Here is a 20,242-nt window from a genome sequence, read left to right on the forward strand (position 1 = left end):
CCCAGGCCGGCAAATGAACGATCACGATGGTTTGGCGCGACCAAACCATCGTGATCCTGCATCAAGCTATCCGCCCATCAGCGGGTATTGCGGGAACCGACGCGCCCTCCCGTAAACACCCTGCTCCCGGCCGCGATCGCAAGCGCAATCACGGTCAGCACCCCCGCGACCACAAAGGTCACCTGCATGCCACCCGCGACCGCCTCCGGCGCGGCTTTGGCGATATCGCTTGCGGCCACGGCTGAGGCGAAGACCGCCCCCATGACCGATGCGCCGGTGACGAGCCCGAGATTGCGCGAAAGGTTGAGCAGGCCGGAAACGACGCCGCGCTTGTCTGGGCCGACGTCGGCCATGACGGCCGTGTTGTTGGCCGCCTGGAAGAGCTGGTAGCCGGGCGTCAGCATCGCGATCGCCGCGATATAGCCGACGACGCCAAGGAGACCCGGCAGCAGCGCAAGTGCCGCGCAGCCGGCAACCATTGCCACGAGACCGGCCGTCACCACCGATCGCGCCCCCAGCCGATCGACGATCCGGCCGGCGACCACGCCGCCAAAAGCCGAGATGACCGGCCCGACCGACATGACGAGCCCGACCGTCGCCGCATCGAGCCCGAGCCCGCGGGAGAGATAGAACGGCCCGACCACCAGCGTCGCCATCATCACGGTCGAGACCAGCACGTTGGTCGAAAGCCCGACGCTTAAAGCGGGCTCGCGAAACATCGACGGTCGGACGAGCGGCGAGGCAAGCTTCGCCTCGACCAGCAGGAAGAGCCCAAGCCCGAGAGCCGCGGCCGAGAACAGCACGACATTGAGCACGCCGAAACTGCCGCGCCCCAGCGTCATCGCCAGCGCATAGGCGCCGAGCGAAAACGCCAGCAACAGCGTGCCCGGCACATCGAAGCGCGGGCGCTGCCTGCCCTCAGTCTTCCGGTCGGCCGGCAGATGCCGACGGGCGAGAAAAAGCGCCACGAGACCAAGCGGCACGTTGACGAGGAAGATCGCCCGCCAGCCCGGGCCGGCCACCAGCGCACCGCCAAGCGAGGGCCCGAGCGCGGTGCCGACCGCCGACATGGTGCCGAGCAGGCCCATGGCGCTGCCGGTCCTCGCCTTCGGCACCGCCTCGCCGACAAAGGCCATCGTCAGCGCCATCATGACCGCCGCACCGATCCCCTGCACCGCCCGCGCCGCGATCAGCAGTGCAAAGCTTGGCGTCAGGCCGCAAACGACCGAGGCGGTGGTAAAGAGCGCAATGCCGGCAATAAGCAGCCGCCGGCGGCCGACGATATCGCCAAGCCGTCCGACGCCGACGATCAGCGTGGTGATCGCTAGCAGATAGGCAAGCACCACCCACTGCACCGCCTGAAACGACACGCCGAACGCGTCCGCCAGCGCCGGCAGCGCGACATTGGCGCTGCTGGTGCCGAGCGAGGAAAGCAACATGGAAAGTGAAAGGCTGGCGAGCACCCAGCGAACGGAACGCGCTAGAGCGTCCGGGGCCATGGTGGTGTCGGTCGCGGTCATCGGCCACCTCCCGCGCTCACGGTTTCGCGACGCTCAATTCTCGCGCAGAAAATCCCTTGAAAATAAAGCGTTAGAGCGACTTCGTGACTCTGTTTATGCGGCAATCTCATGCAATCGGACCGCGACATCAGGGACATCAGGAAACGGCCAAGGGCCGTGGGCGCCAGCAGGCGTGTAAGCATCGGGAAACCCTCCAAATTCGGTTCCCGAGAACCTAATCTTCTGACACATAGGGCGGAAGGCGCAGCATTTGCACTTCATTCGTGCGTTTGACGCCACATCATGGTCGAACTCATGCTATGGAAGGCCATGACCAGACCCGACCTCAACCTGCTCGTGACCCTCGATGTGCTGCTTTCGGAAGGCAGCGTCGCCCGCGCCGCCAGGCGCCTGCAGCTCAGCCCATCCGCCATGAGCCGGGCGCTGGCCCGGCTGCGAGAGGCAACCGGCGATCCGCTGCTGGTGCGCGCCGGCCGTGGCCTCGTGCCCACGCCGCGGGCGCTGGAGCTTGGCGCCCATGTCGGCACCCTGGTCGAAGCAGCCGAAGCCTGCCTCCGCCCCGCCGAAAGCCTGGACCTGAAGACGCTTACCCGCACCTTCACGCTCAGGAACCGCGAGGGTTTCGTCGAGAATTTCGGCCCGGCGCTGATTGCCCGCGTAGCCAGGCAAGCCCCCGGCGTGCGCCTTCGCTTCGTGCAGAAACTCGACCGGGAAAGCAGCCCCTTGCGCGAAGGCAGCGTCGACCTGGAAACCGGCGTTGTCAGCGACACGACCGGCCCGGAGCTTCGCGCCCAGGCCCTCTTCCATGACCGCTTCGTCGGCGTGGTCCGATCAGGCCATCCGTTTTCGAGCGGCGAGATCACCCCCGCCCGCTACGCTGGAGGCCGCCACGTCCACGTCTCCCGCCGCGGCAACGACACCGGCCCGATCGACGCCGCCCTTCATGCGGCTGGCCTCAAACGCGAGATCGCCGCATCCGTCGGCAGCTTCTCCGAGGCCTTGGCGCTCGCCCGCGCCACCGACCTCATCGCCAGCGTCCCCGAACGCTACACCGGAACGCTCCGCGAAAACCTCTTCACCTTCCCCCTGCCGGTCACCCTCTCGGAGATCACCATCTCGCTGATCTGGCACCCGCGCCTGGACGCCGACCCGGCGCACCGGTGGTTAAGGGGGTGCGTGCGGGAGGTGTGTGACGGGTAGTGGGGTGAAGGGATGGAAAAGGCGCGAGGAGATGGGAGCGACGAAACACAACGAGACCTAAGCTTGTTTCGTTTTAGCCGTCTTCTTCGCCAACCGCGCTTGAGCTGTGACCGGCATTGATACGTCAATGACGACGACATCGATCCGCGACTTTTCATCTTCGCCCAGTCCATCAAACAACATTTGCTGGAGTTCAGCCGGACCTGGTGGGGGTTTCTTGCCATCTTGTCGCCTGGGAAGGTTCTTTCCAGCCACCTGACCAAACCACAACACAAGATAAATCCCTCTGCCATCAGTGCGCCAATCGCGTGCGTATTTTTCGATCAACTGAGCGCTCGATGCGTTCCACACTTGCGGATGCCACTGGCCCTTGATCTCGATCGGCAATCCTCTGCCAAGAATGGTAGCATAGATGTCGACGCGGTTTTGATCTGGCATTGGCAGCTCGGGAATCAGTTCCACCGCGCCTGAAAGACGTGGCCGTAATAGGTCCAAGAGGCGATCCCGGCATACGTTTTCAATTTTGGGAACGTCGCGCTCCCAGAAAGCTTCCCATCCACCAGTATCAGAGTTTTTCACGTACTGCTGAAGGTCATCCAGGTGATCGAGAATGATTGCTTGTAGGTCCTGTACGCTTGTAGGCTTCGCGTTCGCGAGAATGTCCTTCAAGTCGCTGAACGATGGAGGCACATAGTTCTGATCTCTTCGAGCTCGAAGCTGGACGAATGCCATGTGTCGTAAGTACTCGGAGTAGGTGCTCTGCCCCACGGACACCAGAAGGCGATCAAGCGTCTCAGTAGCCTCGCTCGTCGCACTAGAGCTAATCGATCCTATGCAGTATTTAATGAAATCGCTGGCGTCCCACGGATTTTGACGGCCACTCCAGCCGCCTGAAGGGTGCCCCACGTCCGGCCACTCCGCGGCAAAGGCCCGAATGATCGCTTCATACCGTTCAATACGAAGGTCTAGGCGCTCGGCACCATCGGTATCCGGCAAAACTATGTCCTTTACGGACCAAAGGAGCTCTTCGGAGGCGGTCGCGGCAACCTGCTGATACACCGCCGGCGGCCCGATGCAGAATGCGGCGGCAGCCCAGAGAAGTTGCGTAACCCTATCAAGACCGTCTAAGCCGCTTACACGATCATTCAGAAGAGTCAAAAGTTCCAATCTATCGGCTGCGCGTATGGCAAACCGTAGCAATTCCGCTTGAGTGTCATGTGGAGCACCTGGATATTTGGTCAGCCATTTCAGTGCGAGCCTAGGAGAAAAGTTGAGAAAACGATTCTCGCGAACAAATCTATAAACACCTGAGATAGGCGACTTGCCCGCAGCAAGTTGAGTTTCAACAATCGCAGAAATAAACGTCTCTGCCCTTTGCTCGTTCGAAAAGACCATGCTTTGGAGAGTGGTCTCTATATCTTCACCAAGCTTGTTGGAATTAAACTCTGGCATATCCCACCAGATGGCTAGTACCGCCGTTATCACCCCGTGGGGAACCTCTTCGAGTGCCTCCCGTGATCGGACAATTTCGACGACACCTGCGAGCATTACGGATTCCGCCCGCCAATGCCTATTTTCAGTACGCACTGAGCATATGCGCTCCAAGTCAGGCAAATCTTCCCGCTGAAGAGCCGCCACAAATCCCCTAGTGGCGGCACTGGCAATCTCGTCGCCAACCCACTCACATAGGCGAGAGACTGGGTCGACATCACGGTCGAGATCAGCATATCGACCAAGATAACCGTTCGCCAGTGCGATCAGAGCGCCGAGATCCTGACCCGCCGCGATTGCTTCCTTGCTCTTTGAAAAGTCCGCACGATGCCTACGGAATTTTGCAAGTCGGCTTTTGTTATAACGCTTCTGCCGTTGTCTTTCCTCAGCCTCATAGTCGCGGGTTGGAGGTCGCGAAATTTCTTCGAACACGGCCGCTAAACTCTCGTGCCGCCGAACACCAACAGAGATCGCGTTCTTCAAACTCTCCTCGTACCGGTCCGGCCTTCCCATTGCTCGGATGAGATCACCCCACAGTTCGATTTGGTATGGCGCCGGCGTCGTTGCTTCGGCAATTTCGAAAAGAAAGAAGACAGCGTCATCCATTGAGACATCAAGGCCTGGAAGACTGCGCGGCAACTCATGAACAATCGCCATCCAGGGGGCACCGTCTATCGCCGTATCATAGATCACAAGCCGCTGTATCTCGCGACGAAGGCTATCGTTCGCTCGCAGATATTTCGCTATCTTGGCCGTAGCATCTTCATCGTAACCAGCGCGACCTTCGAGGTACGCGACCCATGACCAAAATCGCCCAGGATCAATTTCAACACCATCGATAGCCGACAAGAGAAGTCGCTGGACCGCCGACATCATTGCGCGGCCAGCATGCCAATGGCGCGGTCTTGATTTTTCTCTTACTCGCTGGGCGATACAATCCAGCACGCGTTGGGCCAAATCGGGAGGTGTGCGATCAATAAGCAGAAAATCGGAACCGAAAATACGAGCTTCACGGCGTTCGGATTCGTTCATTCCGTTTAAAGCAATTAAAGCGTCAGCGATAATCAATGGGTTGAAGCTGGTTGGCCCGATGACTGCAATTGATTCCGCAGCTAAGCGACTGCTATCGAGGCGCTTTTGGCCGAGCAGCGTCTGCATCACCGACGGCCAGTCTATCGAGACTTTGGATCTAACGAGCGCCTCCGCAGCGTTAATTCGCTCCACATATGGTGCGGACTTATCTTGAACTAACACGAGCAATTCAGGGACAACTTCGGCCGTCAGAGCTGAGTCAGCAAGCGACTCAAGGATGAGTGCCGATAGCTGCACGTGCCTTTGTGGGCTCGTAATAAGTGCCACGATGTCTTGCTTGAGTTCAGGTCGCCCTAACCCAGTAACTGAGCGAACTCCCCAATCTTCGCTTCGGAAGTACGGGTCCTCCTCAGCCAGCTTTGTGAGCGCTTTGAGAAGATAGCGTCCATTCACCACCGAAAGACGACTTGTATCTCCGTAACGGAGAAATCCGTAAGGGTCGGTATCGACGCAGCGAGAAAACACCTTCGGGGAAAAGTACCCAAGCCAAGCATGCAAACCTCTGAGCGCTGATGGAACCCCACCCGAGAACTCGATCAACCGAAAAAGCCGCCGTTGTGAAAGTTTGGCGTCGAGCTTTTGGCTAAGCCAACGAGCCGCAAGATACTCTGCGATTACTCTGTGAACCGGAACAAGCTGCCCCTCGGCTTCGGATTTGAATAGTCTTGTTTTGACTACTGCCTCAACGTCCGCATTGAACCCGACACTGCTGAGATCGGCGAACGGCACAAAACCCGCCGGCGGCCGCCTCCGATTTCCAATCGCGATACCGACGCCCCCCGAAAGAAGCAAATGTGCGAATATCGCGCCCCCTGCAGTAAGCAATTCTTCCCCTGGGATTTGAGCTTGTGGGGAGTGATCGTGTGCCTCGTTCTCTTCCTCCACGAGGACGTTTGTCGCCCGTTCTAGCAGCTCGGTTTTACTGTTCGGCAGCCCCGCATCCTGAAGCCATACTTCAGCCAGCAGTTTCAATGTCAACGGGTTTCCGCTGAGGTCGTCTAACCCTTGAGTTTTGATTGCAAATAGAAACTGATCACAATCAATAGATGCATCATAACCTCCCAGAAAAGATCTGACTTGTTCGTCGTTAAAAGGAAGGATGTGCACGGGGATTGGCGCAACACCATAGTCCTGCGAGATCTTGTGCTTGTTAACGGAAGCCACCCAGTCCGCAGAACGACAAGATATTATTACGTTTGGATTCTTAAGCTTGCTAAGAGATTGAAGTATTCGGTCAATCGGAGGCTCTGCGCCTGGCGCTGCTATCTCATCTAGCCCGTCAATGATGAGCGGCGTATCGGCGGCGCCCTTTTGATATACTGCCGGGTCGGCCGATCGCCAAAAGGTCCCCGCGGCAACTCTCGTGGCTCCAAGAGAACCTTCGAGATATCTGGTCAACTCGGTCTTGCCGATACCTGGCTCACCAAGCAATACAACCACTCTCGAAAGGGAAGTTATTTCATGCTCGGTTATCGACCGTTCTTCTCTTGCGCCCTTTGATGCAATTAGTGTCCGGCTGATATAGGTCACGACGCACTTCCGAGTAGCTAGTAACTTCACTAGTCTACGGTTGCATCGTTACGCTGCCTCTGGCAACGGAGTCGATAGCGCAAAACTGTGGTTTTCCCGCGCGCACTATTGACTGTGGAGATCGGCCCCCGCCTTCACCAACCCTTCCCTCAAATGCTGCGCGTCACTCTCCTGCGCATAATGCAGCGTCGAAAGAAACGTCTCGATCCCGAACGTCGGCGCCAGCGTCCGCACCTTCTCCATATGCGCGTTCGCCGCAATGTTGTCGCCGAGCCAGCCGTGGCAGGCGGCGACGAAGGCGTGTTGCGTCTCGTCCATGCTCGTAAGATGCATGAAGGCCTCGATCGCCTCGCCGTATTGGCGGGCGGCGAAATGGGCCTTGCCGAGGTGGCTCCAGAAGCGTTCGGGGTGATGCGGGTTGAGCCGCATCGCCTTCAGGATCCATTCCACCCCCTCTTCCGGCCGCCCGAGCCAGGTCAGAAGCTCGCCCTGCTGCACCACGACGAGGTCGTAATTGGGGTTGAGGAAGAGCGCACGCTCCTGGTGATAGCGCGCCATCGTCAGCTCGTTGTTGTTGACGTTGACGGCCGCAAGGATGCGGTGCACGTCGGCGTCGTTGTCGTCGAGCGCCAGCGCCCGTTCCAGTTCGGCATTGACCTCCACCCAGGTCGCGTCCTTGTCGGCGCACCATCCGTAGACCCAGGCCTGCCCGAGGATGCAGGCCCGCCAGGCATGGGCATGGGCATAGCCGGGGTCGAGTGCCACCGCCCGGTCGATCAGCGATTGGGCTTGGTTGTTGTCGGCGGCGGTGCTGCGATGGTGCAGCACCTTGGCGGCGAGCGCGCATTCATAGGCCGCCATGTTGGCCGGCTTCGTGCGGGAGAGCTGGTCGCGCTGGGCGGCCTCGACGCGGCCCGGCAAGGTGGCGGCGATCGCCGCCGTCACCTCGTCCTGAATGGCGAAGATGTCGTCCAGCTGCCGGTCGTATTTGTCGGCCCAGATATGGGCGTCGTTGAGCGCGTCGATGAGCTGGACGGTGACGCGCACCCTCTCGCCGATCTTGCGAACGCTGCCTTCCACCAGGTATTGCGCCCCGAGCCGTGCGGCCACCTCGCGCGCGTTGACCGGCTGGTTCTTGTAGACGAAGCTCGAATTGCGCGAGATGACGAAGAGCTCATGGCGGCGCGACAGCGCAGTGATGATGTCTTCGGTCAAGCCATCGGCGAAGAACTCCTGATCCGGGTCGCCGCTCATGTTGTCGAACGGCAGCACCACGATCGTCGGCTTGCAGACCGCCCTTTTCGCATCGGCCTCGTCCGGCGAAGCCGGCAGGATCACGCCTTCCGGTCCGATGCGATAGAGATGCACGGGGCGGCTGATGTTCTTCAGTATCTTCTCGCCAAGGTCTTCGATCGGCAGTTCGAGGCGGTCGGCCACCTGTGTCGCCACCGCGGCGGTCACGCAGATGCCGCCGACATCGGCCAGTTGCTCGATGCGCGCGGCGATGTTCACACCGTCACCGAAGATGTCGTCGTCCTCGAAGATGATGTCGCCGAGATTGATGCCGATGCGGAATTCGATCCGCCGGTCCTCCGGCACGTCGCTGTTGCGCCGCTTCATGCGCTGCTGGATCTCGACCGCGCATTTGACCGCATCGGTCACGCTCTGGAACTCAACCAGCATTCCGTCGCCGGTGGTCTTGATCAGCCGGCCCTTGTTCTTGGCGATCGCCGGATCGATGAGCTCGATGCGGTGGGTTCTGAGCCGCGCAAGCGTGCCCGCTTCGTCGGCCTCCATCAACCGACTGTAGCCGGCCATATCGGCCGCCAGCACTGCGGCGAGTCTCTGCTCCATGGGCTTGCCAAACACTTTGAAAAGCGGCCCGTTCCGGGCTTCCGGACCAAGGAGATCACCGCAGAATACTATCGTACGGCGACGCGATCGCCTACCTAAATTAGCACTCCGCAAATCAGGAGAGAGCAAGTGTCCGGAAGCAACCCGGCGCTGCGCATCATTCGATTGCGGCATCGAGCGGCGAACCATGCGGTCGAGGCTTCTCGTAGGCTGCTTGCGAAGCAAGCCTGGGTCAGAACAGACTCCCGTTCAGGTCGTCGAGCCTTGGGGTCCACGGCGCCGTCCCCACTTGACATTAATTGCCTAAAGCAACTAATTATCTGCTCAAGGCAAATTTATGAAGGCATCGCCATGTCTCCGCAACAAATCGACGACCGCGCCCTGACGGTGCGGCGCTTCAACCGGTTTTATACCCGCCTGATCGGCCTGCTGCACGAGCACCTGCTCGCCAGCGCCTTCTCGCTGACGGAGGTTCGCATTCTCTATGAACTGGCGCACCGGCCGGCGCTGACAGCAACCGATCTCTGCCGCGAGCTAGGCCTCGATGCCGGCTATCTCAGCCGGGTCATCGCCGGCTTCGAGAAGAAGGGACTGGTCGAAAAGACACGCTCGCCAGCCGATGGCAGGGTCGCACAGCTGGAACTGACGGGTGCGGGGCGCGCAACGTTCCAGCCGCTGGAGGATGCCTCCCAGCGCGAAGTCGTCGCCATGCTGGAAAAGCTCTCGGTGCCGGAACAGCGGCAACTGGTCGCCGCGATGGGCGAGATCGAGAGCCTGCTGCGGGACGAGCGGACGCCAGGCTATATCCTGCGCGATCCGCAACCGGGCGACATGGGCTGGATCATCCATCGCCAGGGCGCGCTCTATGCGCAGGAATACGGCTGGAGCACCGAGTTCGAGGCCCTGGTCGCGGAAATCATCGTCAAATACATGCGCGACTACGACCCCGCTTCGGACCGGTGCTGGATCGCTGAAAAGGATGGCAAGGTGGTCGGCTCGGTGTTTCTCGTCCGGCACGACGCAACGACGGCAAAGCTCCGGCTACTCTATGTCGAGCCGAGCGCGCGGGGCCTCGGTATCGGCCGCCGCCTGGTCGAGGAATGCATGCGACACGCCCGCTTTCAGGGCTACAGGCGCATGGTGCTGTGGACCAATGCCGGCCTCGACGCTGCCCGCCACATCTATGAGAAGGCCGGTTTCGCGCTGATCGAGGAAGAGCAGCACCACAGTTTCGGCAAGGACTTGACCGGCCAGACGTGGGCGCGGGATCTGTGAGGATCCTGCCGCCGGCTTGCGGACGACAGAAGGCCGAAGGCATTTCGTCCCGCCGGGCGCACCCGTTTACTGCGTTTGCAGTGACGGGACACGCGCCGGCGAGCCACTTACGAGACTGAACGTCCCGTCACAGAGACGGTAGAATCCGTCCTGCGGAACCGGCAGTTCCAGCATTTCCCGCCGGGAGAGGCCGGCATAGACGCCGCGCACCAGCCGGCCGAACAGCCCATGCGAAATCGCCACCGTCGGCCCCTTGATATCGGCGAGCCAGCTCTTTGCCCGGGCGCAGGCTGCGTCGAAGCTCTCTCCATCGGGCGATCGAAAGTACCAGTCGAAGGCGTCGGAACCATCGAGTTTTCCCGGAAACTCGTTATCAATCTCGAACATCGTCAAACCGTCCCAGGACCCGACGGAAACCTCCATCAGTCGCGCGTCCTCGCGACGCGCCAGCGGCAGCACGCGCTGCACCCGGTCGGCGGTTTCGCAGGTTCGTCCGAGCGGGCTGACTTGCATCTCGAAGGCTTGAGCATCACCTTCGATTTCCGCGTGAAGCAACGCCGCGACGAAATCCGCCTGCTCGATGCCACACCTCGTAAGCGGTGAATCCTTTTGCCCCTGAAACCGCCCGAGCGTGTTCCAGACGGTTTCGCCATGGCGAAGGAGATAGATCACCGTCGGCACAGCCGAATCGGAAAGGGAAACGTTGGTTCGGTGCACTGGAGTTTCGCTCAGAACAAAGGGATGGAGAAAGCGGCGAGAAAGGCGGCCGAACCGAGTAAGCTGATAGGATAGCCGAGGAGTAATTTTTCGGAATTATGTCGCAACGGCCACCGACATGGCGAACATCCGACCGTGTAACTCAACAGAAGACTGCGTCCTGAGGTTGAAATTCTGCTTCAATTGCTTCTTGATGGCAGAGGCGATCATTGCTGCATAGCCTGGAGACTTCAATGGATATGACTACCTCCAGCGGGCAGCTTTCTGGCCTGTCCTTTTTGGTGTTCTGGGTGTTGCTGGCGATCCTGCTCTTTAGCGGCGTGCGTCAGGGGTTGAGTGCAGGGCCAAAGGACGATGATCGGTCCAGCGCGCGGGATCGTTCTGTTGGGCGCATAGCTCGGTATCTGTTGGAAGGCGACAGATACCGTCGAGCCGTGGGGCTGGCTGTCGAGGCCAAAGCCAGATCCTATTTCGCGCGCCGCATTGGTAAAATCCATCTGGCAGCGCTGGCCTTCTTCGCCGTGACGACATTGCTTCTGACGATCTGGAATCTGCATGAGGCCAAGATGCACCGGGTATCTCAAATCCAAGCCACATCGCCGTCGCAGCAGGTTAAATGAGCGATCTGGTGGTAGTTGCTACTAAATCCCATAATTTTTCCCTGGGCGACATCTCAAAGTCAGGATCAGTCGATTCGCCCTTGTACATCTTCGGCCCGATATCGACGGTAAAATCCCAGCCATTGCCTTTGTAAAAGCGCAATGACCGGATGAACGAATAGGTTTCCCGGATCAGAAATGCGGCGAGTACAGGTACGACCAGGTACAGTACGTAAACGGGGCCTTCGTTCTTCAGCAAGATGATTCTCTCACTCCACCGGATCGAGAATATCCGGCGTATCGTTCTTCGGCGAGCCCACCTTGCTGCCGATCTTCCACATGGTCATCAACTCTGGCGGAAACGGCTTCATCAGATCAGGCGCTTCCGGCTCTGGCGAAAGCCAGCGCTCGTAGTCCTCAGGGTGAAGGATCACCGGCATGCGGTCGTGGATATCGGCGATCATGGCGTTGGCGTCGGTTGTGACGATCGCGAAGGTGCGGATATCCTCGTCGGTTGCCGGGTCGCGCCAGCTCTCCCAGATGCCGGCAAGGCAGAAGGGTTCGCCCGATTTCATGGCGATGGCATAGGGCTGCTTATCCTTGCCGGTGCCGTGAATGTCCTTCCATTCGAAAAAGCCGTCTATCGGCACCAGGCAGCGGCGCCGCTGATAGGACGAGCGGAACTTGGTGGCGATCGTGTCGCTGCGCACGTTGACGAGCGGCCTTCCCGCCTTGGGGTCCTTCGTCCAGCTCGGGATCAGCCCCCAGCGCGCCGAAACGAAGACCGGGCCGAAGAGATCGGGATCGCGGATCACGTCGCGGATGATGATTGGATAGATCAGCGTCGGCGCGCCGTTATACCGCGGAAACTGGTTGGCGATCGCTTCGACGCCGCCGCGCGTCGCAAAGCCGAAGGCGCGCAGCAATCCCTCGAGATTGGTCTTCAGATAGACGCGTCCGCACATGATCGCTCCTCTGGAACCGGCGGCAAAACGAACGGCAGCAGCGGCTTTGCGCATTCAACCGGCGCCGGAACCGCAGAAAAAAAGGTATAGCCCGGTCGCTCCGGGTCAACAGCCCCAGCCCATCGCCCTCTCCGGGCTCCAAGAAGTTTGGCGCCAGCGCCCTCTTCTAGCGCGTCACTTCATCTTCTCGACATCGGGCAGCTTCCAGCTCTTTTCGAACAGCGGCTTTTCCGGGCCGTAGAGCCTGAAGAGCAGCTCGAACTTGCGGCTCGGATCGACCGGCACCCAGTTGGCCTCCTTGCCCGCTGGCGCCTTGGCGCCGAAGAAGACCTCGACCGAGCCGTCGGCGTTCTTCTGAACGCCTGACCCGATCGAGGCGACACTTGCCTTGTCCATGTTGCGGATCAGCGCATGGGTCTCGCGGTCATAGGCCGTCACCGACCAGTATTGCTTGACCGGCGCATCCTTCGGCACGACGAGGCGATAATTGGCGCTGCCGTCGAAGGCGTTGCCGTCCTTGTCCTTGTTGGCCATCAGGTAGAACTGCGCCGTGCCGATATGCTTGATGCCGGTGAAGCCGAGCGTGTAGGTCACGCCGCGGGCGTCGACCGGATAGCTGTTCGGGTCGGCATAGGCGTCCGTGGCGGCCGCCACCATGTCCGGCAGGCCGGCCGGAAACCAGCGGATGCCCTCGTTGATCACAGGGAAGCCAGCGTCATAGCGTGCGGAAAGCTCGGCCTTGGCCTCGGCGGCCGCCGCGTCGAGAAGCTTCTTGGTCTCGTCGCTTGGCTGGTAGGGCTTGCCCTTCTCGATCCCGAGCGTTTTCAGATGATCGATCATCACCCGGTCGCGTTCGAGCCAGGGCTCCGTCTGCACGACGCGGTTCAGGTTGTCGAAGAATCTCGCATCGTAGCGGATGGTGCTGTCGAACAGCACATCATAGGCGTCTGTAAAGACCGTTTCCGGCGGCTTGTCGGTCACCGGCATCGGGTAGATCTTGATCTTCTTGCCATAGGCGACCGATTTTTCGATATCGGCGTCGGCATGGCTCTTCAGGTTAGAGCGCAGCAGCGCAAAACCTGTGAAGGTGTCCGAGCGAAGCGGAATGAAGCCCTCCGGCACCTCGCCCATGTAGTCCGGCGGCAGGATCAGGTACTTGCCGCCCTTGCCCTTGTCCGCTCCCTCCGGCCCGGCATCCTCAAGCGGCATCTGCCAGGCATTGACGATGTTGCCGGCGATCGATCCGCCTTCTGCCGGCGGGATTTCGATGACGATGGGTCCGTCCTTCACGTTCCAGAACGACATGAAGTAGATCGCGTCCGGGTTCGGCGTCAGCGTCTGGTTCTTCCAGTTGACCGGCCGCGACCAGTAGACGATCTCGTTGACCTTGGCCTTGGTCTTCGAAAGCGCCTCCTGCAGCATCAGGTCGGCGTTGACCGCCGGCATGCCCCAGATGACCGCCTCCGTCGCCCGGCGCTCGACGGCGCGGCGCTGAAGACTTTCCGGCGAAACGTCCTGTGCGACGACACTCGCCGTTCCGGCAAGGAGCGCAAGCGCTGTAAAGGCAACCCGAAGCATGTGGATCCTCACTTTCGGCAATGTCCATCTGAAGCGCGAAACGCAATGCGGCGTGACGCCAGGCCGCATCTTTCCACCGCGATGAACCGCTGGGAAGTAGACCTCCCGCCTTTTCGCCGCGGAAGTACGTAACAGTTACCTAAATCAGAAAACCAGGCCCGTGATCGCCGGCTCCTCCTCAGACCGGACACTGCCTTGGCATTGAGCCCTTGGCATAGCGCCCTTGGCATCCGGCCCCTTACATCCGGCCCTTGACATCAGGACAAATTAGGTAGATCGGTCTACCTAACGTTTTGGAGAAAGCGATGAGCGAGAAAGCGCCGGCGCGCGAGCGCCTGCTGAAGGCCGCGGCCGAATTGTTCTATCGAGATGGGGTCGGTGCCACCGGCATCGATGCAATCACCGCGCATGCGGGCGTCGCCAAGATGAGCCTCTACAACAACTTCTCGTCCAAGACCGATCTGGTGAATGCCTATATCGAGGCCCGGCACAAGGAATGGCAGGAGCTTTACCGTGAGCGCCTGGCACACGCGGCAACGCCGCGAGACCGGGTGCTGGCGATCTTCGATAGCTATGTCGACCACGCCGAGATGGCTTACTCCTGGGGCTTCCGCGGCTGCGGGCTGCTGAATGCCGCAGCCGAGCTTTCCGTCGGTGACCCCGCCCGCGCCATCGTCGCCCTGCAGAAGGACGAGGTCGAAACGCTGTTCAAGCAGTATCTCAGCGAGATGCGGCCCGACGCCGGGGCCGCGATCGACGAAACCGCAGAGCATCTCTCCTTCTTGCTCGAAGGCGCGATGTCCCGCGCCGGCCTTGACGGCAACGACATCAGGCTGAAATCCGCGCGCAGGATCGCCATCTCCATCATGGACCAGCTATGACCTCCCAGAATTCCGTTTCTTTCGTCGGCTTTGCCTGCGTGCTGATCGCCTCCGCCCTCTGGGGCACGACCGGCACCACCGCCACCTTTGCCTCAGGTGTCAGCCCGCTCGGCATCGGCGCCGTCGCCATGGGTTTCGGCGGCCTGCTCCTGGCGCTGACGGCGCTGCACTCGATCGTCAAGAGCAGCAGCCGGATCGCTGCACAATGGCCGATGCTGGTCCTCGGTTCGCTCTCGGTCGCGATCTATCCACTCGCCTTCTACAGTTCCATGCACCTCGCCGGCGTCGCCATCGGCACCGTCATCTCCATCGGCTCGGCGCCGCTGGCAGCCTCGCTGATCGAGCGCATCTTCGACGGCCAGAAGCTCACGACCCGCTGGCTACTGGGCGCTGCCGCCGGCCTTGCTGGCGCCGTGCTTCTCACTTTTTCCGAAAGCGCCGGCCACGGCGGCGGAAACGCTCAGGACGCGGCGGTCCTTTACGGCGTTCTGCTCGGCCTCGTCTCCGGCCTGCTCTATGCGCTCTATTCCTGGGTAGCGCGCCGGCTGATGCAGGCGGGCATCCCGCCGCGCGCCGCCATGGGCTCGATCTTCGGCGTCGGCGGCGTGGCTCTCCTGCCGGTGCTCGCCTTCACCGGCGCGCCGCTGCTCGCGTCGTGGACGAACATCGCCGTCGGCGTCTACATGGCGCTCGTGCCGGTGCTCGTCGCCTATGTGCTCTTCGCCTATGGTCTCGCCCGCGTGTCGGCCACCATGGCGACCACGCTGTCGCTGCTCGAACCGGTCATTGCCGCCGTGCTTGCGGTCGTCATCGTCGGCGAGCGCCTGCCGGCCGAGGGCTGGGTGGGTATCGGCCTGATCGTCGGCTCGCTCTTCGTCCTGACCGTTCCGGTGCCGGGGCGGCATCGCCGCGCCAAGCCTGAGCGATCCGATGCCGCGATCGACGCGGCGCTCCACACCCGCTGAAGCCGGAAGCCTTGAGATGAGCGACGTTGCTGCGCTGCCCCAACGCCAGGAAAACCGGTTCTCCGCGATCGTCATTCTGATCTTGCTCGAGGCGGCGCTGGTGATCTCCTGGAGCGCCGGCTTCGTCGGCATCCGCTTCGCGATCGACCACGCGCCGATCTTCCTGATCCTGCTCTGGCGCAGCCTCGTCTCCGGCCTGCTGCTGCTTCCCTTCGCGCTGACGATCGGGCCGAAAATCCGGCTGAAGAGTGCAGCGCCGCAGATGCTCTTCGGCGCACTCGCCATGTCCGGCTATCTCGCCGGCTTTGCGCTCGCCATCTCCTACGGCGTGCCGACCGGGCTTGTGGCGCTGATCACCGACATGCTGCCGCTGGCCGTCGCCATCCTCTCCTGGCCCATCCTCGGCCAGGCGCTTACCCCCCGCCAATGGCTCGGCTCCTTCATCGGGCTCACCGGTGTGCTCATTGCCTCCGGCTGGTCGCTCGACGTCGCCGACGTGCCGCTCTGGGCCTATGGCCTGCCGGTTCTCGGCACGTTGTCGCTGGCGCTGGCGACGCTTTTGCAGAAGCGCAGCCCAGCAGGCGCCATGCCGGTGCACCAAAGCCTCTGCATTCAGTGCCTGTCGGCGGCTGCGATTTTCGCCCTTTTCGCTTGGCACGAAGGCGGCGTGCTGCCGGTCCTCGATGCGGGCTTTATCGGTGGCATCCTCTGGCTGGTCTTCATTGCGACCTTCGGCGCCTGGAGCCTCTATTATCTGGCGCTCAGGAAGTCCTCGCCCGCCCGCGTCACCGCGATTCTTTATCTCAGCCCGCCCGTGACGATGATCTGGGCCTTCGTCATGTTCGCCGAGCCTCTCTCCTGGGCCATGGCAGCCGGCCTCACCGTCTCGCTCATCGGCATCGTCATCGTCGCACGGGCGCAACGGCCGGTTCACGGCTGACGGGACGGCTTGCATCTTGCGGTGGTGTCTGCGACAGCTTCGCTCGAACACTGGGGATTGCAGCGGCCATGAGCTTTTCCGAAGTCAAACCACGCCACGTGCTCTGCCTGCTCGGCGGGAAGCGGCCCTTCTCCGAGCTGTGCGAAGTGATCCAGTCGGCAATCGACAGCTTCGCCCCCGGCTTCGAGATCGACTACACGTTTTCCGAGGACGCGCCGGATGACCGCATGCCGATGTCCTTCGAGGTCTGCTGGGATCGCGTGCAGAAAGGTGCCTGGACCGACGCCGACGAAGAGGCGGTCAGCGACCATCGCTCTGTGATCTATGTGCTCGGTCCTCCCATGACGGCCAAGGATGCCGTGGAGACCTCAGCCCGGGCGCTTCGGCTGGTCGTCCATGCACTGGAAAATGGCATCGTCGCCGCCAAGGGCGAGAGCGCCGGCGTCGCACACGGCGTGGCCAGGTGGAAGCAGCTTGCCCGCGACGCGGAGAACCAGAAGGATGCCACCCTCGCCCGCCCCTGCCGCCTCGCCTTCGGCAAGCGGCCGATCGGCACCGCCGAACATCTCTACAGCATCGGCTTCCATCTGGTCGGCATACCCGACGTCTACGCGCCGAGAAGCCTTTCCGACGACGAACTGGCGCTGAGCGCGATGATCGATACTGTTGCCGAGGAGGTTTTCGCCGAGGGTGTCGAAAAGGTCGTGGCGCGCCGTGGCGCCAAACTGCTGCCCGTGGATGCCTATGACGAGGACGAGTTCAAATACAACCCCTATGGCGCCATCCATCTGGCGCCTTAGGCCTATAGCCTGAGGTCAGCATGGTCCCCATCGCTGCCCTGTCTGCTTGCCACGAGAGACCCCCACCCACCCTCATCTCTGTGCTCGTCACAGAGATCCAGCAGCCGTGCGTCGGCGCGGCGTAATAGGCGGTCCCGGCGCGATGCCTTCTAGCTTTGTGGGAAGAAGTCCCTCGCGTCGCGGACGCGGCGCGGCTGGATTCCTGTGACAAGCACAGGAATGAGGACTGGAGAAACGCCTTGCCACACCGTCAGGCCCGCTGCCCGTCACACCCCCCTTGCATCACGCTTCGATTCGTAATAATTGAAGTTACATGAAAAAAGACAGCCGCCTTTCCTCCGTTCTGCACGCGCTTCTCCACATGGCCGAGCGCGGCGAACCTTTGACCTCGGACGAGCTTGCGCTCTGCATGCGCACCAATCCGGTGGTCGTCCGCCGCACCATGGGCTTCCTGCGTGACGCCGGCATCGTTTCCTCCGCCCGCGGCCATGCGGGCGGCTGGGCGATCACCGCCGATCTCAAGACCGTGACGCTCCGGCAACTGCATGAGACGCTCGGCGAACCCGCGATCTTTGCCATCGGCAACCGGCAGGAAATGCCGGAATGTCTCGTCGAGCAGGCGGTCAATGCCGCCCTCGACACTGCCTTTGCCGAGGCCGAGGCACTGCTGCTCGAGCGCTTCGCGCATGTGACGCTCGCCGATCTCGCCGAGGATTTCGCAAGGCGGCACCGGCTTCGATCGCAATGACAGCAGCCGATCGATCCACGTCATGACGTGATCGATCCCGATACATCCGGCATTCCCGGAACCGCATTTAGCGGCTCCCGGAACCGCTTAAAACGCGGTTTTCCGGCCGGAATTCTATTGCCCAAAGGCTCGGGTCGAGGCGCTGGTTCCGTGAACCGGTGGGCTGGTCCGCGCGCAACCGAAAGGACTTGAACGATGCAACAGGACGTCATCATCATAGGCGGCAGCTATGCCGGCATGGCCGCCGCCCTCCAGCTTCTGCGCGCCCGCCGGCGCGTGGCTATCATCGACGAGGGCATTCGCCGCAACCGGTTTGCCAGCCACTCCCATGGCTTCCTCGGCCAGGACGGCATCGCGCCCGGCGAGATCGCCGCAACCGCGCGGGCGCAGCTCTCCGCCTATCCGACGCTCACCTGGATCGAGGGCCGCGCCGTGACCGCCAGCGGCAAGCAGGACGCCTTCGTCGTCACCACCGCCGACGGTGCGTCCTTCGAGGGCCGACGCCTGCTCTTTGCAACCGGCGTCAAGGACGGCCTGCCTGACATCGAGGGGCTGGCCGAGCGCTGGGGCAGAAGCGCCTTCCATTGCCCCTATTGCCACGGCTACGAGCTCAACGAGGGCGAGATCGCGGTCATCGCGGCAAGCCCGATGTCGATCCACCAGGCGCAGCTCATTCCCGAATGGGGCAAGGTGACCTTCTTCACCAATGGCGCCATCGCGCTCGACAAGGAGGGCCGCGCCGACCTCGTCAAACGCGGTGTCACCATCGACGAAACCCCGATCGTCAGGCTCGAAGGCCTCGCGGAAGTGGTGCTGACAGACGGCCGCCGCCTGCCCTTCTCCGGCCTCTTCGTCGCCACCCGCACGACGCCCGCCAGCGACATCGCCGAACGCTTCGGCTGCGAGATCGAGGAAACACCGATGGGGCTGCAAATCCGGGCCACGGCCGCCAAGGAAACGACCATTCCCGGCGCCTATGCCTGCGGCGACGTCGGCCGCGTTCCCCACTCCGTCTCGCTCGCCGTCGGCGACGGCGCCTGGGCAGGGGCGCAACTGCACCGCTCGCTGGTTTTCGGATAGAGAGCAGCCACCGCAGGGCCTGCGGTGGAAGCCGAACGGACGCATCCGCCCTGCGTCGTTCGGCTTCCAGCCTTGTCAAATCGACTGCCCCTGTGCTTCGTTCGGTCCGAACGTAAGTTGGAGTGATCGATGCCAATAGCCCTCACCTGCTTCCAGGGTCGCGCCGGCGACCACAATGACCTGGCCATTCCGGGCGCCCGATCGATCGCCTCCCATCTCGCTCGAAGGCTCGGTCTTGAAACCGTCGTGATCGGAGAGCCGGAACCGGCGCTGAACGGCCATTGGACGGTCGAGCTCGAAGCCGCGATGCCGGCACTCCGGCGCATGCAGGATCGCTTCGACGCGGTTTACGCCGAAGGATCGTTCTCGCTGGCGGCGACGAGCCGTTGCGCGGTGTCGCTAGCAACCCTGCCTGCCGTCGCCAGGCACCATGACGATGCCGTCGTCGTCTGGTTCGACGCGCATGGCGATCTGAACACACCTGATACCAGCAGCACCGGCTATCTCGGCGGGCTGGCGCTTTCGGGGCCGTGCGGCCTCTGGAAATCCGGCCTTGGGCACGGTGTCTCCGTTCGCAATGTCGTCCTGGTCGGGCAGCGCGACCTCGATCTGTTCGAAGTTAGCCTCATCGCTGTGGGGCACATCCCGCATATCCGCCCCGGCGCCGACCTTGCGCAGAAGCTTGCCGAGGCCGTCGCCGGCAGGCCTGTCTATATCCATCTCGACTGCGACGTGCTGAACCCTGGCATCGTCCCGACCGATTATCAGCATGACGACGGGCTGTCGCTCGACGACTTGCGCGCGGCCTGCGAAGTCCTTGCCAAGAGCAAAGTCGTCGGCTTGGAGATCGCAGAGTTTCAGAACGCCTGGTCGGAGGGCGGCGAACCGGTGACGCCTGAACCGTTGATCGAGGCACTGGAACCGCTTCTGCAAAAGCTGCGCCGCTGACCTCGCCCTCGGCAGGCTGCCAACGCTCCTCATTGCGGACAGCCGGTTTGGGCGTAGCA

The 20,242-nt window shown here is 61.8% G+C and carries 17 protein-coding genes; 10 read left to right on the forward strand and 7 right to left on the reverse strand.

Annotated elements, in window-relative coordinates; all coding sequences use genetic code 11:
• Positions 1-77: 77 nt before the first annotated feature.
• Positions 78-1,520, reverse strand: a complete 1,443-nt coding sequence (locus tag ACTJKM_RS24010) for an MFS transporter (RefSeq protein ID WP_058327133.1) — start codon at positions 1,518-1,520, stop codon at positions 78-80.
• Positions 1,521-1,829: 309 nt separating this feature from the next.
• Here ACTJKM_RS24010 and ACTJKM_RS24015 point away from each other — a divergent pair, with 309 nt between their 5' ends.
• On the forward strand, positions 1,830-2,720 hold the full coding sequence (locus ACTJKM_RS24015; protein ID WP_058327156.1) for a LysR family transcriptional regulator: 891 nt from the start codon (positions 1,830-1,832) through the stop codon (positions 2,718-2,720).
• A gap of 57 nt (positions 2,721-2,777) precedes the next feature.
• Here ACTJKM_RS24015 and ACTJKM_RS24020 read toward each other — a convergent pair whose 3' ends face one another.
• Both ACTJKM_RS24020 and ACTJKM_RS24025 read right to left on the reverse strand, forming a co-directional pair.
• The gene (locus ACTJKM_RS24020) at positions 2,778-6,833 is read right to left on the reverse strand and encodes an NACHT domain-containing protein (protein WP_156436854.1); all 4,056 of its coding nucleotides are present in this window, start codon (positions 6,831-6,833) and stop codon (positions 2,778-2,780) included.
• A 105-nt stretch (positions 6,834-6,938) separates the two neighbouring features.
• Complete coding sequence (locus ACTJKM_RS24025) at positions 6,939-8,687, reverse strand: adenylate/guanylate cyclase domain-containing protein (RefSeq protein ID WP_058327135.1); 1,749 nt, start codon at positions 8,685-8,687, stop codon at positions 6,939-6,941.
• Between the two features lie 351 nt (positions 8,688-9,038).
• Between ACTJKM_RS24025 and ACTJKM_RS24030 the strand changes: the two genes are divergently transcribed.
• Positions 9,039-9,962: a bifunctional helix-turn-helix transcriptional regulator/GNAT family N-acetyltransferase gene (locus tag ACTJKM_RS24030; RefSeq protein ID WP_058327136.1), complete on the forward strand. Its 924-nt coding sequence runs from the start codon at positions 9,039-9,041 to the stop codon at positions 9,960-9,962.
• 66 nt (positions 9,963-10,028) lie between these two features.
• Here ACTJKM_RS24030 and ACTJKM_RS24035 read toward each other — a convergent pair whose 3' ends face one another.
• Positions 10,029-10,634, reverse strand: coding sequence for a histidine phosphatase family protein (locus tag ACTJKM_RS24035; RefSeq protein ID WP_058327157.1), 606 nt, complete (start codon positions 10,632-10,634; stop codon positions 10,029-10,031).
• A 278-nt stretch (positions 10,635-10,912) separates the two neighbouring features.
• Here ACTJKM_RS24035 and ACTJKM_RS24040 point away from each other — a divergent pair, with 278 nt between their 5' ends.
• Positions 10,913-11,299, forward strand: a complete 387-nt coding sequence (locus ACTJKM_RS24040; protein WP_058327137.1) for a hypothetical protein — start codon at positions 10,913-10,915, stop codon at positions 11,297-11,299.
• Here the strand turns inward: ACTJKM_RS24040 and ACTJKM_RS24045 are convergent.
• From ACTJKM_RS24045 to ACTJKM_RS24055, 3 genes are all read right to left on the reverse strand, one after another.
• Positions 11,292-11,537, reverse strand: coding sequence for a hypothetical protein (locus ACTJKM_RS24045; RefSeq protein ID WP_058327138.1), 246 nt, complete (start codon positions 11,535-11,537; stop codon positions 11,292-11,294). The genes ACTJKM_RS24040 and ACTJKM_RS24045 overlap by 8 nt on opposite strands.
• 10 nt (positions 11,538-11,547) lie before the next feature.
• Positions 11,548-12,243, reverse strand: coding sequence for an SOS response-associated peptidase (locus ACTJKM_RS24050; protein WP_058322409.1), 696 nt, complete (start codon positions 12,241-12,243; stop codon positions 11,548-11,550).
• Between the two features lie 174 nt (positions 12,244-12,417).
• Positions 12,418-13,821, reverse strand: a complete 1,404-nt coding sequence (locus tag ACTJKM_RS24055) for a DUF1254 domain-containing protein (protein WP_058327139.1) — start codon at positions 13,819-13,821, stop codon at positions 12,418-12,420.
• Positions 13,822-14,126: 305 nt separating this feature from the next.
• Between ACTJKM_RS24055 and ACTJKM_RS24060 the strand changes: the two genes are divergently transcribed.
• The 7 genes from ACTJKM_RS24060 to ACTJKM_RS24090 all read left to right on the forward strand — a co-directional run bounded on the left by ACTJKM_RS24060 (position 14,127) and on the right by ACTJKM_RS24090 (position 20,183).
• Positions 14,127-14,702, forward strand: a complete 576-nt coding sequence (locus ACTJKM_RS24060; RefSeq protein ID WP_058327140.1) for a TetR/AcrR family transcriptional regulator — start codon at positions 14,127-14,129, stop codon at positions 14,700-14,702.
• Positions 14,699-15,667 (forward strand): DMT family transporter, encoded by a 969-nt coding sequence (locus ACTJKM_RS24065; protein WP_058327141.1) that lies wholly within the window; start codon positions 14,699-14,701, stop codon positions 15,665-15,667. The genes ACTJKM_RS24060 and ACTJKM_RS24065 overlap by 4 nt, the downstream gene beginning before the upstream one ends.
• A 16-nt stretch (positions 15,668-15,683) precedes the next feature.
• On the forward strand, positions 15,684-16,607 hold the full coding sequence (locus ACTJKM_RS24070; RefSeq protein ID WP_440661142.1) for a DMT family transporter: 924 nt from the start codon (positions 15,684-15,686) through the stop codon (positions 16,605-16,607).
• Between the two features lie 68 nt (positions 16,608-16,675).
• Positions 16,676-17,407 (forward strand): hypothetical protein, encoded by a 732-nt coding sequence (locus ACTJKM_RS24075; RefSeq protein WP_058327143.1) that lies wholly within the window; start codon positions 16,676-16,678, stop codon positions 17,405-17,407.
• 313 nt (positions 17,408-17,720) lie between these two features.
• A complete protein-coding gene (locus tag ACTJKM_RS24080) occupies positions 17,721-18,155 on the forward strand; it encodes an Rrf2 family transcriptional regulator (RefSeq protein ID WP_057253788.1) in 435 nt (144 codons plus the stop codon).
• A gap of 195 nt (positions 18,156-18,350) precedes the next feature.
• Positions 18,351-19,235: an NAD(P)/FAD-dependent oxidoreductase gene (locus ACTJKM_RS24085; protein ID WP_057253786.1), complete on the forward strand. Its 885-nt coding sequence runs from the start codon at positions 18,351-18,353 to the stop codon at positions 19,233-19,235.
• Between the two features lie 129 nt (positions 19,236-19,364).
• Entirely contained in the window at positions 19,365-20,183 is an 819-nt protein-coding gene (locus tag ACTJKM_RS24090) for an arginase family protein (protein WP_058327144.1), read from the forward strand.
• Positions 20,184-20,242 lie beyond the last annotated feature (59 nt).

Origin of the sequence: Ensifer sp. 22460 (assembly GCF_052044935.1) — a bacterium.
Taxonomy (GTDB): domain Bacteria; phylum Pseudomonadota; class Alphaproteobacteria; order Rhizobiales; family Rhizobiaceae; genus Ensifer.